This is a genomic window from Paracoccus sp. Ld10 (assembly GCF_045064235.1).
Taxonomy (GTDB): domain Bacteria; phylum Pseudomonadota; class Alphaproteobacteria; order Rhodobacterales; family Rhodobacteraceae; genus Paracoccus.
Map to the genome: position 1 here is coordinate 54,219 of NZ_JBISHD010000013.1, position 15,422 is coordinate 69,640.

Annotated in this window: 11 protein-coding genes and 1 pseudogene; 8 read left to right on the plus strand and 4 right to left on the minus strand. The window is 63.9% G+C overall.

Annotation, left to right across the window (positions count from 1 at the left end; all coding sequences use genetic code 11):
* Positions 1–66 precede the first annotated feature (66 nt).
* The 6 genes from tssK to ACJJVR_RS04775 all read left to right on the plus strand — a co-directional run bounded on the left by tssK (position 67) and on the right by ACJJVR_RS04775 (position 10,294).
* Positions 67–1,401 carry a type VI secretion system baseplate subunit TssK gene (gene tssK / locus ACJJVR_RS04750; protein ID WP_405402650.1) on the plus strand — a complete coding sequence of 445 codons (1,335 nt, stop codon included), beginning with the start codon at positions 67–69 and terminating at the stop codon, positions 1,399–1,401.
* Positions 1,401–3,095, plus strand: a complete 1,695-nt coding sequence (gene icmH, locus ACJJVR_RS04755) for a type IVB secretion system protein IcmH/DotU (RefSeq protein WP_405402651.1) — start codon at positions 1,401–1,403, stop codon at positions 3,093–3,095. Before tssK ends, icmH begins: the two co-directional genes overlap by 1 nt.
* Positions 3,092–6,724: a type VI secretion system membrane subunit TssM gene (gene tssM, locus ACJJVR_RS04760; protein WP_405402653.1), complete on the plus strand. Its 3,633-nt coding sequence runs from the start codon at positions 3,092–3,094 to the stop codon at positions 6,722–6,724. The genes icmH and tssM overlap by 4 nt, the downstream gene beginning before the upstream one ends.
* Positions 6,703–7,410 carry a type VI secretion system-associated protein TagF gene (gene tagF, locus ACJJVR_RS04765; RefSeq protein ID WP_405402655.1) on the plus strand — a complete coding sequence of 236 codons (708 nt, stop codon included), beginning with the start codon at positions 6,703–6,705 and terminating at the stop codon, positions 7,408–7,410. Before tssM ends, tagF begins: the two co-directional genes overlap by 22 nt.
* Positions 7,407–8,168 (plus strand): PP2C family protein-serine/threonine phosphatase, encoded by a 762-nt coding sequence (locus ACJJVR_RS04770; RefSeq protein ID WP_405402656.1) that lies wholly within the window; start codon positions 7,407–7,409, stop codon positions 8,166–8,168. Before tagF ends, ACJJVR_RS04770 begins: the two co-directional genes overlap by 4 nt.
* Positions 8,169–8,389: 221 nt before the next feature.
* A complete protein-coding gene (locus ACJJVR_RS04775) occupies positions 8,390–10,294 on the plus strand; it encodes a protein kinase domain-containing protein (protein WP_405402658.1) in 1,905 nt (634 codons plus the stop codon).
* Between the two features lie 260 nt (positions 10,295–10,554).
* Here the strand turns inward: ACJJVR_RS04775 and ACJJVR_RS04780 are convergent, their stop codons facing one another.
* The 4 genes from ACJJVR_RS04780 to ACJJVR_RS04795 all read right to left on the minus strand — a co-directional run bounded on the left by ACJJVR_RS04780 (position 10,555) and on the right by ACJJVR_RS04795 (position 14,786).
* Positions 10,555–11,334, minus strand: coding sequence for a hypothetical protein (locus ACJJVR_RS04780; protein ID WP_405402659.1), 780 nt, complete (start codon positions 11,332–11,334; stop codon positions 10,555–10,557).
* 323 nt (positions 11,335–11,657) lie between these two features.
* Positions 11,658–12,041 (minus strand): recombinase family protein, encoded by a 384-nt coding sequence (locus ACJJVR_RS04785; RefSeq protein ID WP_405402661.1) that lies wholly within the window; start codon positions 12,039–12,041, stop codon positions 11,658–11,660.
* 337 nt (positions 12,042–12,378) lie between these two features.
* Entirely contained in the window at positions 12,379–14,022 is a 1,644-nt protein-coding gene (locus ACJJVR_RS04790) for a hypothetical protein (protein ID WP_405402663.1), read from the minus strand.
* Positions 14,019–14,786: a hypothetical protein gene (locus ACJJVR_RS04795; RefSeq protein ID WP_405402664.1), complete on the minus strand. Its 768-nt coding sequence runs from the start codon at positions 14,784–14,786 to the stop codon at positions 14,019–14,021. The genes ACJJVR_RS04790 and ACJJVR_RS04795 overlap by 4 nt, the downstream gene beginning before the upstream one ends.
* A gap of 227 nt (positions 14,787–15,013) precedes the next feature.
* On the opposite strand from ACJJVR_RS04795, the gene ACJJVR_RS04800 reads away from it, so the two are divergent.
* Both ACJJVR_RS04800 and ACJJVR_RS04805 read left to right on the plus strand, forming a co-directional pair.
* A complete protein-coding gene (locus tag ACJJVR_RS04800; protein ID WP_405402666.1) occupies positions 15,014–15,316 on the plus strand; it encodes a hypothetical protein in 303 nt (100 codons plus the stop codon).
* A gap of 28 nt (positions 15,317–15,344) precedes the next feature.
* A pseudogene (locus ACJJVR_RS04805) lies at positions 15,345–15,422 on the plus strand (IS5/IS1182 family transposase); the annotation flags it as partial.

The following is a 15,422-nucleotide window of genomic DNA, read 5'->3' on the forward strand; positions in this document are numbered from 1 at the left end:
CGGCCAATAGCCTTTAGGGGGCCTGTTGCCCCAAACGGAATCGAACGCCAAAGGAAGACCGCGCGCATGTCCTGGTTCAGCAAAGTCGCCTGGAAAGAAGGGTTGTTTCTGCAACCCCAGCATCTGCAACAGGGCGACCGATATCACGAAAATCTCATCCACGCGCGCACGCGTCTGATCACGCCCTATCCATGGGGTCTGTCAGAGCTGTCGATCGATCGCGATCAGGCACAGCAAGGGATGCTGGCCCTGCGCGCCGTGGCGGGCATCCTGCCCGACGGGACGCCCTTTGACGCGCCGGGAACGGGTCCGCTGCCGTTGGCGGTGCCTGTTCCCGAAGATGCAGCGGGCCAGTTCGTCTGGCTGACATTGCCGGATGTGTCGCCCAACATGCGGGACGCGTCGCCCTATGAAGACGAAGGCGCGACGACACGGTGGGGGATCGTGACCGAAACGGTCAGCGACAGCGCGTCGTCGATGCGCACCGAACAGGTTCTGGAACTTGCCGTGCCCCGGCTTGAGGTGGCAATCCGCAAGACCCCGCGTCCGGGCTATCAGAACCTGCGTCTGGCACGCATCACCGAAGTGCGCGACGGTGTCGTGACCCTGGACGAGACCTCTCCGCCCCCTGCGCTGGTCATCGCCGCTCATCCGCAGATTCTGGGCTATCTGACCCGGGTCATCGGCTGGATCGAGGCGCGCCTGGAAAGTCTGGCGCGCTATGCCACCGATCCCTCGGCGGGGGGCGGGCTGCAGGCCAGCGATTATCTGATGCTGATGACGCTGAACCGCAGTATCGGACCCTTGCGCCACCTGTCTCGCGCCTTCGCCATCCATCCCGAACGGCTTTACTGCGCGCTGCTGTCTTTGGCGGGCGAATTGGCGACATTCGATATCGGCAGCCGCCATGCGCCCGATTATCCGGCCTATGACCACGACAATCCGAAAGAGGCTTTCGGCCCCCTTGTCGCCGATATCCAGCGGCTGCTGTCGCGCGATGTGGGCCGGGCGATCCGTCTGCCGCTGCGCGAGGTGCGCCAGAATTCGTATCTGGCCGAGGTGGCCGACCGCAATCTGTTCCGCGAGGCGACGTTCGTGATCGAGGTCGAAAGCGCCAAGCCGCTGACACAGGTGCAAAGCCAGTTCCCCGAATTGTGCAAGGTCGGCCCCAACACCCGCATGTCCGAAATCGTGAACAACAACCTGCCGGGGATCGGGTTGCAGCATCTGCCCAATCCGCCGCGCCAGATCAGGGTGCTGTCGACGAACGTCTATTTCCAGCTGGAGAAAACCTCGCCCCTGTGGCGGGAGTTTTCGACCGCGCCGGCGATCGGCATGCATTTTGCGGGCGACTGGCCGCATCTCAAGCTGGACCTTTGGGCTGTTCCTGAGAGGGGCTGATGGCAGGCGAGGACGACGACAAAACCGTATTTGGCGGCCCGCTGCCGGGCAGCAACCCGGCGCGCGAGCCGGGGCCGCGACCGGCATCCGATGGCTGGGGCCGCCCGCCTGTGCCGGGCGGCGGGGGACATGGCAGTCCTGCCTCGGCTCAACCGCTGGCACCCTTTTCTCCGCCGTATCCCGCACCGGGATCAAGCGCGCCGCAGGGCGATGGCGCCTCTCCCTTCGGGGGGCCGGGCATGGGCGCGGCTGGCCCGGGCCAAACCTGGCTGGGCCGTCCCGCCCCTGCGCCGGTCCCGGGCAGCAACGCGGGGCAGATCGGTCGCGCGGCTGGTCCGGATCGCGGCTTTTTCCCCGACATCGCCGCGCCGCAGTCGACCCCGACGCGCGAGGCTCCGCGCATTCCACTGTTCGAGGCGTTGCAGGTCCGCGATCTGGGGGCGGGGTCATCCTCGAACCCGATCCTTGCGTCTGCGGCCAGCCTTCTGATCCTGCTGGGACGGCTGCGCACCGGCATGGTGGAGTTGCAGGTCGCACCGCTGATGGAGCATGTGACACGCGAGATCGACCGCTTCGAACGCAATGCCGTCGCTGCAGGCGTCTCGCCGCACGAGGCTCTGGTGGCCAAATATGCGCTGTCCGGCACCGCCGACGACATCGTGCAGAACCTGCCCGGCAGCGATCGCGGCAACTGGCAACAATATTCGATGGTCGCCCGGTTCTTTCACAAGCGCGATTCCGGCGTGGGCTTTTTCCAGGAGGCCGAAAAGGCCATGCACGCCCCCGCCCAGCAATACAATCTGCTGGAACTGATGCTGGTCTGCCTGTCGCTGGGATTCGAGGGGCAGTTCCGCACCATGCCGAACGGGGCCGCCGAACTGTCGCGGATCCGCAGCGCCATCTATGAAAGCCTGCGCCGCGTCAATCCGCGACCGGACGAGGATATCTCGGTCATGTGGACGCCGGTCGTTCAGGATCGCGGGCGGCGGTTCGCGGCCATCCCCCTGCCGGCGGTGTTGGGGGTCGGGGTGGCGGCGCTGGTCGCCCTGTTCGCGGTGTTCGCCACGCTGATCAATCGCGATGGTGCCGCCGCCGCCGAGACGATGCGCGCCATTCATCGCGGCGCCCCGGCTTTGCAGATCGACCGCACCGATCCCGGTCCCGCCTTCGTCGCCGAGGTCCCGCAACTGGACCGAATCCGCACCGCCTTTCAGTCCGAGATCGCCGATGGCCGGGTGGGGGTCGAGGTCAAGGGCGATTACATCGCGATCCGGGTCGGCAACCTGCAGCTGTTCGATCTGGGTCAGGTGGAGGTCAAGCCGGGCTTTGCCGATCTGGCCGCGCGTATCGCCGAGGTTCTCAATGCCGAAGGTGGCCCCATCCTGATCGAGGGGCATACCGACAGCGTGCCCCTGACCGGACGTGGCCAGTTCAAGGACAATTATCAGCTGTCCACCGCCCGGGCCGAGGGCGTGGCCGAGGTTCTGGGGCCGCTTTTGTCCGACCCCGCCCGGATGCGCGTCGAAGGGCGCGGCGAGGATGATCCGGTCGCGGACAATGCCACTGAAGAGGGCCAGTCGGCCAATCGCCGGGTCGAGATCCTGCTGGCCCGCGAAGGCAGCTATGACCCTGCACCCGCGTCCCCGGACGGCGAAAACGTGGCGCCCCAAGAACCGACGGAGACGGCGAATTGAACCTGTTTGGCCTCTATGTCCCGACGCCCCGCCTGCGCAATTCCGGTTGGATGCGCTGGCTTTTCACGCTGCTGGGGCTGGGCGCGTTATGCGCGGCGATCTGGTTCGGCGGTCCGATGACCGGATGGCCGCCGCTGGCCCGCGTCACGGTGCGGGTGTGGATCATCGTGGGCGTCCTCGCGATGTTTGCCACGGTTCTGCTGATCCGCTGGCGTCGCCGCGTGCGCGCGGCACGCCGGATCGAGGAGGCGCTGGTCCCGACCGAGCCCACCGGCGACGGCGCCGTTCTGGCCGAGAAGATGGCCGGGGCGCTGGCGGTGCTGAAGAAATCAGGCGGCGCCTCATCGCTTTATGACCTGCCATGGTATGTCATTATCGGTCCGCCCGGCGCGGGCAAGACCACGGCGCTGGCCAATTCGGGCCTGGATTTTCCGGTGGCCCAGACCAATGCCATCTCGGGCTTTGGCGGTACGCGGAGCATGGATTTCTGGTTCGCCGAAGACGCGGTTCTGATCGACACGGCCGGGCGCTATACCACTCAGGACAGCGACGCCGTGGCCGACAAGGCCAGCTGGGATGCCTTTCTAGGCTTGCTGAAACGCACCCGCCCGAACCGCCCCATCAACGGCGTCATCCTGTCCTTTTCGGTCGAGGATATGATCACCGGAGACGAAGCCAGCCTTGCGCGGCACGCGGAAACCGTGCGGGCGCGTCTGGCCGAATTGCACGAGCAGCTCAAGATCGATTTTCCGGTCTATGTGATGTTCACAAAGGCCGACCTGATTGCCGGGTTTCGGGAATACTTTTCCAGCTTCAGTCTGAACCGGCGCAAGCTGGTCTGGGGCGTGACCTTTCAGACCAAGGACCGCAAGGCCATCACTCACGAGGCGGTCCCGGCCGAGTTCGACCGCCTCGTGTCGCGTCTGTCGGACGAGATCATCGACCGCCTGTCCGAAGAACCCGATGGTGTGGCCCGCATCGCCATCTTCGGTCTTCCCGGGCAGATGACGCTGCTGCGGGACAACGTGGCCGGGCTGCTGCGGCGCGTGTTCGAGCCGACGCGTTACAAGACCAATGCGATCCTGCGCGGGTTCTATTTTACCTCTGGCACGCAAGAGGGCACCCCGGTCGATCAGGTGCTGGGCGCGATGGGTCAGCAGGGGCCGGTCGGGGCTTTCGGCGCGGGCTTCATGTCCGGGCGGGGGAAAAGCTATTTCATCCACGATCTGATGCGCGGCGTGATCTTTCCCGAACAAGGTTGGGTCAGCCAGGATCAGAGGGCGGTGCGCCGTGCCCTGGCGCTGCGCGTCACTGCGTTGACGGCGCTGGTTCTGGCATTCGTGGGCGGAGCCGGGGCGTTCGGCTATAGCTATTGGCAGAACCTGCGTCTTGTGCGGACCGCCGAGGCGGAAACCACCGCTTATCTGGTCGCCGCCGACGAGGAGCTGCGCCGCGAGGTGATCAGCGATACCGATCTGCGCCCCATCGTGCCTCTGTTGAACGACATCGCGACCGTTTCGGCGGGCTATGGCGACCGCGAGCAGCCCAGCTTCTGGGAGGGGTTGGGCCTGGGGCAGCGCGAACGCCTGAACCTTGTCGCCACCGACAGCTATGCCGAGGCGCTGGAACGGATGTTGCGCCCGCGCCTCATTCTGGATCTGGAGCAGCGCATCCCCGACATCATCGCCTCGGGCGAGATGACCGAGATCTATCGCGCGCTGAAGGTCTATCTGCTGCTGGGCAAACAGGGCGACACGACCGATGACGATGCGATCGTGAGTTGGTTCGACCAAAGCTGGCGGCAGGAATATCCGGGCCGGACCGGCCTTGATCTGATCGACCAGCTCAAGGCCCATCTGGCCGCCATGACGCGGCTGGACGACACTCGCGCAATGCTGTTCGATCTGGATCAAGCCACCGTCGAACGCGCCCGCGCGGCGATCGCGCAGCTGCCGTTGGACCAGCAGGCCTATGCGATCATCCAGGACGGTGTTCTGGCGACCGGCCTGGCGGACTGGCAGCTGGAACAGGCGGTCGGCGGGGCCGCTGCCGCACAGGTCTTTGCCACGCAGGATGGTCGGTCGCTGGCCGATCTGCGCGTGCCCGCCCTATTCACCTATGAGGGGTTCTGGGGCTATTTCTACGATCAGCTGGCCGTCGTTGCCGACGAACTGCGCCGCGATCAGTGGGTGCTGGGCGATCTGGGCGACTCTCAGGAAATAGAGGGCCGCCTGTCGCGGCTGGACCGCGACCTGATGGACCGCTATCGCACCGACTTCATCGCCGCCTGGAACGGCGTTCTGGACAATCTGACACTGGCATCGCTGGTTGCGGACAAGCCGCAATACGCGGTTCTGGGCAGCGCGGCCTCGGCATCAGGGTCGCCGATCCTGAACCTTGTGAACGAGGTTGCGGCCCAGACCCGGCTGAGCCGTGAATATGAACAGCTGGAGGGTGCGGTCGCGCCCGAAGGCGAGGCGGCGCCCGCCGAGGGTGGCGGCGGGCTGGCCGCATCCATCGGCGACCAGTTGGCCGGGCGCATCCAGTCGCGATCCACGGGGGTCCAGCGCATCCTGCTGGACGCTGCCGCCCAGCAGGCACCGCGCGGCGCGCCCGGCGCTGCCGCCCCGGCGGGTGGCAGCGAGGCCAACAGCGTGACCGCGCCGATCGACGCGATATCCTCCGCTTTCGAAAACTGGCACCTGCTGGCCGAGGGAGAGCCGGGGCAGCGCCCCGTGGACACGTTGCTGGGCAATCTGGGCGCGATCTGGGAAAATCTGCGCCTGGCCGAGGACAGCCCCGATCAGGCCGCCGCCGCCATGCCGACCCTGCTGAACGGGCTGACCCAGTACAATTCCCAGCTGCCCGAGCCATTGGCGCGGATGGTGACCAAGGCCGACGGCGATGTCCGGGCGGGCGCGTCCGATGCAAATATCGAGGTCATGAACCGTGCGCTGACCGACCGGATCACTTTTTTCTGCCGCGATACGATCACTTCGTCCTATCCGTTCACCAATGCATCACGCAGTGTCTCGATCGACAACTTCTCGCGCTTTTTCGGTCCGGGCGGCGAGATGGACCGCTATTTTACCGAATTTCTGGAGCCTTACGTCGAACGCAGCAATGATGGCTTGAGTTGGCGGGCCGACCAGCCGATCACGCAGCGCCTGTCGCCGACGGCCTTGCGACAGTTCGAACAGGCCGAACGGATCCGCCGCGCCTTCTTCGCGGGCGGCGGCAGCCAGCCGTCGGTCGAGATTAACGTGGCGCAGGTGGACGCCCATCCGACGGTCGAAACGGCCGTCCTGTCGATCAATGACACGGTCTTGCAGACGGCGACCGGGTCTTTGTCGCGCACGGTCGTCTGGCCCGGGCAGGGGCGTTCGACCCTGTTGCAGCTGACGCCGCCGCTGGCGCGGGATTCTATTCTGCGGTTCGAGGGCAGTTCCTGGACGTTCATGCAGTTCCTTGACGCGGCCAACTATCGTGAACAGCGCGGCGACACGCTGCGGGCGACCTTTGTGCTGGGGGGGCGAAATGTGACCTATGATTTCACCATCAACGCTGTCGCAAACCCGTTCACGATGTCCGAGCTTCGGGACTTCCAATGCCCGCAGAGCATCGACTGATGTCCGGAGCGGCGGGGCTTTACGGCAAGCATCCGGGCTTCGGCGATTTCATCGCGGCAGGCCTTCCGGACCGGGTGATCGCAGCGTTGGGCGACTGGATGCAGGCCGCGCTTGGCCAGTGGCGCGACGCTGCGGGCGACGGCTGGCAGGAGGCATTCGACGCGACGCCCCGGATCAGCTTCTGGATCGGCCCGGCCTTGTGCGACAGGATGGCGTTGCGGGGTGTCTGGCAGGCGTCGCGCGATCGCAGCGGGCGGCGCTATCCGCTGCTTGTGCTTCAAACGGGCGGGCATCCACCGACCGCTGATCCGGCGGACAAGTTTTATGCGGCGGCGGGAGACATGCTGGACAATCTGTTGGCAGCCCCCGGTTTCGACGCGCGTGACGTGGCGGGTCGTCTGGCCACGGACCTGCCGCAACCGCCCGATGCGTCGACGCCGGTCTGGCCGACCTTCTGGGCCCTGAACGCGCGCCATGTCGCGCGCGATCTTCTGAAGGAAATGGCCGCTGCCGACCATGCGCATGCCGCTGCCTGCCGCAGCTATTGGTGGTTCTCGGCGCAGGAGGGCGGGTCCGGCGTTCTGGCTTGCCAGTCATGGCCCGGACCGGACGAATTGGCATGGCTGATGGCGGCGGGGCGCGGGCCGGGTGTCGAACGGACTGTCATCAAGGGGGATCCCGCATGACCGCGACCGAAGTTCTGTTCCAGTTTCGCACCGGCGCCCTGTCGGATACCGGTCTCGTGCGCAGCCACAACGAGGATGCCCTGACTGCCATTCCGGATCTGGGCCTGTGGGCCATTGCCGACGGGATGGGCGGCCATGCGGCGGGCGATGTGGCCAGCGGGATGATCGTCGAGGAGCTGGCCTCGCTTGGCGTGCCGGTCAGCGCGCAGGACCAGCGCGCCCGTGTTCTGGAGCGGATCGAGCGTGCGCATCATCGCATTCTGGCCCATGCCGACGCGCATCAGCTGAAGACTGTCGGCGCAACACTGGCGGTGCTGTTGATCCACGGTGGCGAGTTGACCTGCATCTGGGCAGGCGACAGCCGGATCTATCTGTGGCGCGACCATGCATTGACGCCCCTGACCCAGGATCACAGCGAAGTCGCCCAGATGGTGGCAGCCGGAACGCTCTCTGCGGCCGAGGCACGTCAGTCGCCGCGCCGCAATGTCATCACCCGCGCCATCGGCATCGGGGCCGTGCCGCAGCCGGACATGGTCGGCGGCGCGCTGCGGGATGGAGATCGCCTGCTGCTGTGTTCGGATGGGCTGACCGAGCATGTCACCGATAGCGAACTGGGTGCCATGCTGGCGCTGCCCGAGGGTGCCGAACCGATGGCCCAGGCGCTGATCGCGCTGACGCTGGAGCGGGGCGCGCGCGACAATGTCAGCGTGATCGTGGTGGATTGCACGGCGTTGCCTGCCACCGATGAGGCGACGTGACCGGGTCGTCGGGTGATGCACCGTCCGGCGATGAAACGGACGCCGGGCAAAGAGCGGATCAGTACGTATCCGCTGCGGTGCCTGACAAGGCCGACCGCTCCGGTGAAGGTCCTGCGGACGAGATACAGGCCACCGAATTGGAAGCCCGGGAGGGCGGACCATCTGGGGTGACTGAGGCCGGTGATCCTCTATCCGAACCATCTCGTCTTGATGCAACAGATGTGGAGGTGTCACCAGATCCGTCCGACGCCCCGGCAGAGCGGACGGTCATCGGCACGGCGCCCGAGTTTCTGCCCGGTGCGCGGCCCCCTGATGCGACGGTACTGGGCGATGCCGTGCCCGATTTCGGTCCGGGCGACAGGATTCTGGATGCGGGCACGCTGATCAACAACAACTATCGCATCACCGGTCTGGTCAGCAGCGGAGGCATGGGCGAGGTCTATCGCGCCGAGAACGCCTTCACTGGCGATCCCGTGGCGGTCAAGGTGGTCCTGCCGGATCTGGCCGACGATCCGGCGGTGCTGGATCTGTTCCGGCGCGAGGCGAGGGTCCTTGTGCAACTGCGTGACGAGACGATCGTGCGTTATCATAATTTTGTTCTGGATGGCGGGCTGCAGCGCTATTGCCTGATCATGGAGTTCGTCGAGGGCCGCCACCTTGGCGCCCGCATGAAAGAGGACGGACCGCTGAACGATACGGCCGCATTGGCGCTGATGCGGCGGCTGGCGGGGGGGCTGGCGCGCGCGCATGCCCATGGGGTGACGCACCGCGATCTGTCGCCCGACAACGTGATCCTGCGCGACGATCATCTGGACGAGCCCGTGCTGATCGATTTCGGCATTGCCCGCTCGACCGAGCTGGGTGACGGGTTGGCCGGGCGATTTGCAGGCAAGTTCAAATATATCGCCCCAGAGCAGCTGGGCCATTGGCAGGGCGAGATCGGACCTTGGACCGATGTCTATGGCCTGGCCTTGCTGATCGCGGCGGCGGCCCGGGGATCGGCGCTGCCGATGGGTGACAACGTGGTGTCGGCCTCGGCTGCGCGACAGGTGATCCCTGATCTGGGCGGTCTTTCCCACCGGCTGTTTCCGGTGTTGCAACAGATGCTGGAACCTGATCCGGCGCGGCGTTTGAGGGACATGGGGGCCGTGCTGCGGATGCTGGATGATCCGATGGCCCTTCCTGCGCAGTATCGCTTGCCGCTCTGGTCCGCAGCGGCGGGGCAGGATTTGCCGAATACGACTGCCAGCAGTGGGGATGCAGCTCGAACCGGCTCGATCAGTCCCTTCGCCGCGCTTGCCGCCAGTTCTGCGACGGATGCCAGCGAGCCGCCGCCCGCACCGGGACGCTGCCCATGGGTGCCGATCGCGGGTCTTGCCAGTCTGCTCATCATGGCGGCTGCGGGCTTCTGGTGGTTATCGACGCCTGGCCCTGATCCGGAAGCGCCGACCGAAGTCGCGACAGCCCTCTCGACCATGCAGCCCCGCGACCCCGACACCCGAGAGGGGTTTCTGGCCGATCAGCCCCTGCCCACCTGCACCTTCGTGACCCGTATCGCTCAGGGGCCGGATGCGGGCCGGCTGCTGGCCGTATCCGATAGCGCGGTCGATCTGACCCCATTGGCTGCGGCCTATGGCACACGGTTTGGCGCCGCGCCGTCGATCCTGTCACGCCGGATTGCGTCCGCTCAATGCCCCGCGCTGGACTTTCTGCGCCAGATTGCCGGCCGCCCCGCGCGCCCCCCCCTGCTGGAGGCCACCAGCATCGTAGAAGCGACCGGGTTCCAGATACGGGGCAGGGCGCTGGCCGGTGCGGAGGGCCGCAGCCTGTGGCTGTTCCTGCTGGCGCCGGATGGCAAGGTCTATGACCTGTCGGCGCAGATCTCGGCCAATGACGACGGCGGTTTTGCGGTGGCGGTCCAACTGCCCGAGGATGCGACTCGCGATGCGTCCTATCTGTTGGTCGGGCTGGGGGTCGAGGACCCTCTGGCCAGTGTCACCGCAGCGCCCTCCGGTGCAGATGCCGCAGATCTTCTGCCGCGCGTACTGGCCGAACTGAATGCCACATCCGCCGCCCCCGCCGCCGGTCTGATCGTCCTGATGCCGGGGGCAGGGCAAGCGGAGTAGATGTTCCGGCAGGATGGTTCGGGATCGACAGGTCCCGCCGGGGATCATCAGCCAGCCGTCATGGCCGCCGCAAGGGGCGCGACCGGCATCGCCTCTCTGTTCTATCGTGCCCCATCCGTGGCTTTGGCGGTCAGACGGGGATGTTCAGTCGGTAAAGTCTCGGCCTTGTCAGACATGTTCCTGCAAAGGGAGAGTATCCAGACCCGCTGTGATGTGAGTGGCTTCAGGCAGCGATGGCAAAACGGACCTTAGTGCGGCCGTCACCTCTGGGGCCTGACCTCGCGCCCTTGGCATTGGTTCAGCAGATCCATCGCCTCGTTCAGATTGGTCCGCAGGCGACGCATGACTTGCCTGTTGTTGTGCAGGTAAAGCTGCTTGGCCGTGGCGATATCGTATTCCACCTCCAGCCGCTGCTCAAAGGTCTCGTTCAATGCGGTCTGATAGGTCTGGACGGCCTTCGTCAACTGGGCTGCACGTTCCACCAGCGGGTTACCGGCCATCTTGGCGGCCGATTCGACCGTATCGGCCAGCGTCCTGAACAATCCGTTGGCAATGGCCCGGCGTCGCGCATCGCTGGTATCGGCTGCGCGGGCATCGGCAACCATCCTGTCGATGTTCAGCCCTTGCTGAACCTTCATCTGCATGAAATCGGCACCCGCTCCTCCGCCGACCATGCCGTTCAGAGTATTGAGCGAACGGCGCGTGACCTCGGCCCTGTTCGCCTGGCCATGCGCCACCTCTGATGCCGATTGGGCCGTGTCGATGGCAGCGGTGCCAAGCGATGAAACCCGCGACGCGGGCCCGCCCACCAGTGCGCCCGCCAATTCCAGAAAGCCCACGCAGGTATCCTTGGTCAGCCGTCCGAACGTATAGACCTTGTTGACGAAATCATCCTTGTCGCGGGCCATGATCAGTTCACGATGCATCGTCTCCAGCGCGGCCATCTGGCGCCCCAGATTGTCGATCCGGTCGATATGCATGGTGCAGGTCTGCGCGGGACGGATGCGGTGGCGTCGCGTGGCGTCGGTGATGGTTGTCATGTCATCTCTTCGCGCTAGGATCGTGGCACTAAGAAGCTAGCCTAGGGGCTGATCTTTGTCGACTCTCCCGGACGCAGGCAGGTGAGCATGGAAAGGGTCCATCCCATCGGGTCCATCGAGGAGATTGCCCAAACGCGTCGAGGTCTTCAGCTCAGGACAGTCACGGAAACTATGATCTGGCGTTGGCTGGTGTCCGAGAATATGGAGATCATCGTCGCGGAAATTTCTGGAAATGACGTGGACTTTCACGCTCGGGTGGCCGGCCAAAGGGTAGGCTCCATCCTACATTTAAAGGTGAGACTCGATCCTGGCGCCTATCCGAGTTACGGACCGGAGGTATCGCCCAGATCTGGCAACGTTTCCTGAAGCCATATTCTCAGATCATCGAGCGGCCCCTCTTGAACGGACCACAACCGTAGGCCAATTTTATTCAGGCTTACAAGAAAATCGCGAAGTTCCCAAACGTTGGGAGTGATCCGATCGCTGTGCTCACACAGCACGATGTCAAAGTATCTTGCAGAGGCTTCCACCTTAAGAAACGAAATCTCAGGTCGATCAGTCCGAACATCACGCCAGTTCTCGTCCGCATAAATGTCGAACGTCTGCCAGCCCTGTTTTATCGCAAAGGTCCGGCAGATGTATATCTGTTCTTCGATAGTTTCGCCTTTGTTCGAGCTGTTCGCATAAATCGCAACGCGCAGTTTCATTTGTGTTGTCCTCCTGATTATAGCGCTTTTCGTGTTTGAACCTTCAGAGATGATCAGCGGGCAGGTCGTAGAATTGGGGCCTTCACGTTATCAGGTGGCTATTTTACAGAGCGGCTTAAGGATAGCTTTGGAAATCGAACAACAGTTTTCAAATCCTGTCCCCGCAACCAAAGCTAATTCCCCACCATCATCATCACCGCACAAACCCGCAACAGCGGGTCTTTAGTGTTTGGGCGTGCGGTTGTGGCCAGAGCTGGCGGTCGCGACCGCACGGCCCGTCGCCAAGCGTAGCAAATGCCAGCAGCAGGCCGTCTTCTGAAAACACGGAAGCGAATAATCAGATCGTGCAAAACTCCGGTGGCGCAACTCCTTCGAGTCGCGCGCCGGACACGGGGATCTCGACCCAAACCCGGGGTGCGCTCTCGCTATTGCCCGTCGCCCATGTTGCGACACCGGTCTCCCCTATGACAGCCAGACCGGGACGATCGGGAAGGATGCTATGAGGCAGGAAGCTTGCCTGCCCCACGAACTGCCTATTCCACTGCCTTAGGCCTCCATCCTGACTGAGATTGACGCGCATCCGCTGGTGCCCAAGCAATGGCAGCTTGTCCTCGACAGGCATGTGAAAGACGAAGTTTCCGTAAGAATTTGGCTCGGTCCAAACGCTCGTGATCTCCAAGTCGCCCATTTGCAGGACGGCACGCATCTCCCGCCCGTTCTGCAGGTCCTGCGGCACTTGAACCTTGATCTTCAGGTCGCCGTTGAGCCTGACGTCCAGATCGGCGTCCAGGATGCTGGCCTCGACGCGATCAACCCAAGGCGCAAGGAGACGGCTGTCCTCGGACTGTGCGAGCAGATCGATTAGGGCATCGACCGTCGCGGGTGATCTTTCGTTGAGGCTGACGATCACGCGCGCATAGCGCGGCGCGATCTCCTCCACCGCTTCGCAGGCCATCCGTCTTTTATAGCCGGGCAACTCGTCCAGCGAGATCGTCATGACGACGTCCTTGCGCTCGGTCTGTGCGCTATGCAGGCGCTCCCTGACGATGTTCTGCAGTACAGTCCGAATTGCCGCCTTCTGTTCTTCGACCAGAGCTTCCAATTCCTGCTTGAACTCGTCCCGGGAGACGTGCTCGTCCAGCTTGATAATGGCGTAATCTACGCCGACCCAGGAAATGAGCCCGCCGACAACAACGCAAGCCGCTGCGGCCGGTCCTGCCCAGGTGCACAAGATCCCCCCGGCGCCTGCGCCGCTGGCCACCGTGGCCCATCGGGCTCCCGTCTTGACGGCGACCTTGCCGGCGATCTTAGGGCCGAGCTTCTTTGCGACGATGCCTGGAACGACTGCAAGTGCGGCGCCGCCGATCCCAAGGCTACCGAACACGACGGCCGTCGTCGCGATCCGATTTCGGGCATCTCCCACGGACTGCCTCGCCAAATCGGCGAAAGGCGCCTCGGCTTCGCGGTTTTCTGTCAGTGAAGTCTCGACAGATGCCAACCACAGCCGATCGAAATCGGCTTGCAGCCCTTCAGAGATGGAGCCGATCCTTCCTTCTAATCCCGCGAAGAGCTGCTCGTCGAGCTGGTTCTCCATTTGCCCGAGAACACTCGCGCTCAGTTCCAGCCATTCGCCCTTCAGCGAATAGTGGAAGTCCAGGTATCGCGGGATCCCTGCATAGACGGGCGCAAAAGCAGCATCCAGCGCCGGGTCGATATCTTCCATGACCTCCATCGCCGCCTGTTCGGCCTTCCTCATCGTTGCATCGGCCCATCCCCCGCTGTCGTCGGAGAGCTCCTGGACCTCGGGCCCCTCTTGCGCGTCCTGTCTGCCGGCGATCGCACTCACGCCAAGGGCTGCGACGATGAGCAGACCAGCGGTGCCCCAATACCAGCGGGCCAGCCCCTTGGACTTTCCAGCCACCTGAACTGCCGTTGCCTTCGTCTTGTAGTCCTGGTTCTGGCCGTTGTTCCGCTGAGTCATGCCGATTTCCCGTCGTAATGGTTATCGATGAAATTGGTGATGACGATGCTGGCTCGCGCCGTCAGAAGGCCGAAGAGGACCATGTCGAGATTGTAGAAGGCCGCGACTTCGGGATATTCGTCGGCCTGCGTTACGATCCAGAGCTTGACGCTGTCGAAGTCCGACGCGAGTCGGAAGATTTGGGACAGCCAGCTGCCGCGCTCTGGTAGCTGATGCAGATCTATCGAGAGAGCGTCCACGAATGAGGCCGGGCGTATCTCCGTCGGTATGTCGGGGGCATGCCAGGTGACGTAGAACAGGATGAAGGCGAAAGGCAGCCCGATTAGCCAGGTGCTCGGTCCAGAAGCGAACACCCTGTCAAAGGGCGGCACGAGATGACGCTGAAAGAACGAGCGAAGCGCCTGGAACATCGCCCCCGCCGCGAATGACAGCGCGCACAGGATGCCTGCGACGTCTGCCGGCATTGTCAGGGCGTGCCAGGCAAGGGCCGGGATCAGAACCGCAACCAGCAGGATCGACGATAGGAAAGCCCCCAGCTGGCCCGTCATCCACGGCGCAACGAAGGAGTCTTCCCGCAAGACCAGGCGCCGCTCGGCTCTCCAGCGTTGCAGCACGAGAAGTCTGTTCCCCAGGAATATGAGCGCCGCGATGAACAGGAGCCAGATGATGGCTAGGTCGGTAATTCCGTAGCTGACCTTCCACAAGTAGAGCAGCAGCGCGGGGATCAACGTTCCGACCGCGGCAATCGCGACGGCTCGCATCATGGAAATGGTGGCCTTGCAAATGTTTCCTGACTTTCATCTTTATTCAGCATGTCCTGCGCAAAGCAAGTTGCCAGTGGACGTTGCGTCGTGTTGCGAAAATCCCGTGGCCTTGCCGCTACGGTATCAAAACCTTATGGCCGCTACGGCGGTTACGTGGAGCGACTGCGCCAGGGAGGACCGCATGAGCATGCGACAGTGACGGCATCGGACATTCTTGCAGGAAGAATGTGGACCCGTACGCCTTCAGCGTTTCTGATTTCGACATCGCCGAGGCGGCCGATCGCATCGACGCTCTGGTGTCGCCCGATCCCGAACGCCCCCGCTACATGCGGGGCGACGTGCCCGCAGGCTGGTATCGCCTCCTGGCCATAGCCGTTGATGCCGCTTGCCGGCGTGCAGGAACGGCGCCTTCTGCAGAGATCACGCTGATGCAGTGCAAGGAGAAGTTTGGCAAGCTGAGGCTGCTCTTTGCCGTCGAAGGCAGTAAGGAGCTAGGCTCTGGACCCATCGATTTCAGATTGGCTGCGTGATTCAGGGTTCTGGAAACGGAGCGGTGATATGTCTGATCTCTTCTGGCTGAGCGAGGCGCAGATGGCGCGTCTGGAGCCTTGTTTTCCGAAGTCCCACGGCAGGCCA

What these genes read in the sequence shown, in the direction of transcription:
- tssK (WP_405402650.1), top strand. Translation starts at nt 67, where the DNA reads ATGTCCTGGTTCAGCAAAGTCGCCTGGAAAGAAGGGTTGTTTCTGCAA.
- icmH (WP_405402651.1), top strand. Translation starts at nt 1,401, where the DNA reads ATGGCAGGCGAGGACGACGACAAAACCGTATTTGGCGGCCCGCTGCCG.
- tagF (WP_405402655.1), top strand. Translation starts at nt 6,703, where the DNA reads ATGCCCGCAGAGCATCGACTGATGTCCGGAGCGGCGGGGCTTTACGGC.
- ACJJVR_RS04770 (WP_405402656.1), top strand. Translation starts at nt 7,407, where the DNA reads ATGACCGCGACCGAAGTTCTGTTCCAGTTTCGCACCGGCGCCCTGTCG.
- ACJJVR_RS04780 (WP_405402659.1), bottom strand. Translation starts at nt 11,334, where the DNA reads ATGACAACCATCACCGACGCCACGCGACGCCACCGCATCCGTCCCGCG.
- ACJJVR_RS04785 (WP_405402661.1), bottom strand. Translation starts at nt 12,041, where the DNA reads ATGAAACTGCGCGTTGCGATTTATGCGAACAGCTCGAACAAAGGCGAA.
- ACJJVR_RS04790 (WP_405402663.1), bottom strand. Translation starts at nt 14,022, where the DNA reads ATGACTCAGCGGAACAACGGCCAGAACCAGGACTACAAGACGAAGGCA.
- ACJJVR_RS04795 (WP_405402664.1), bottom strand. Translation starts at nt 14,786, where the DNA reads ATGATGCGAGCCGTCGCGATTGCCGCGGTCGGAACGTTGATCCCCGCG.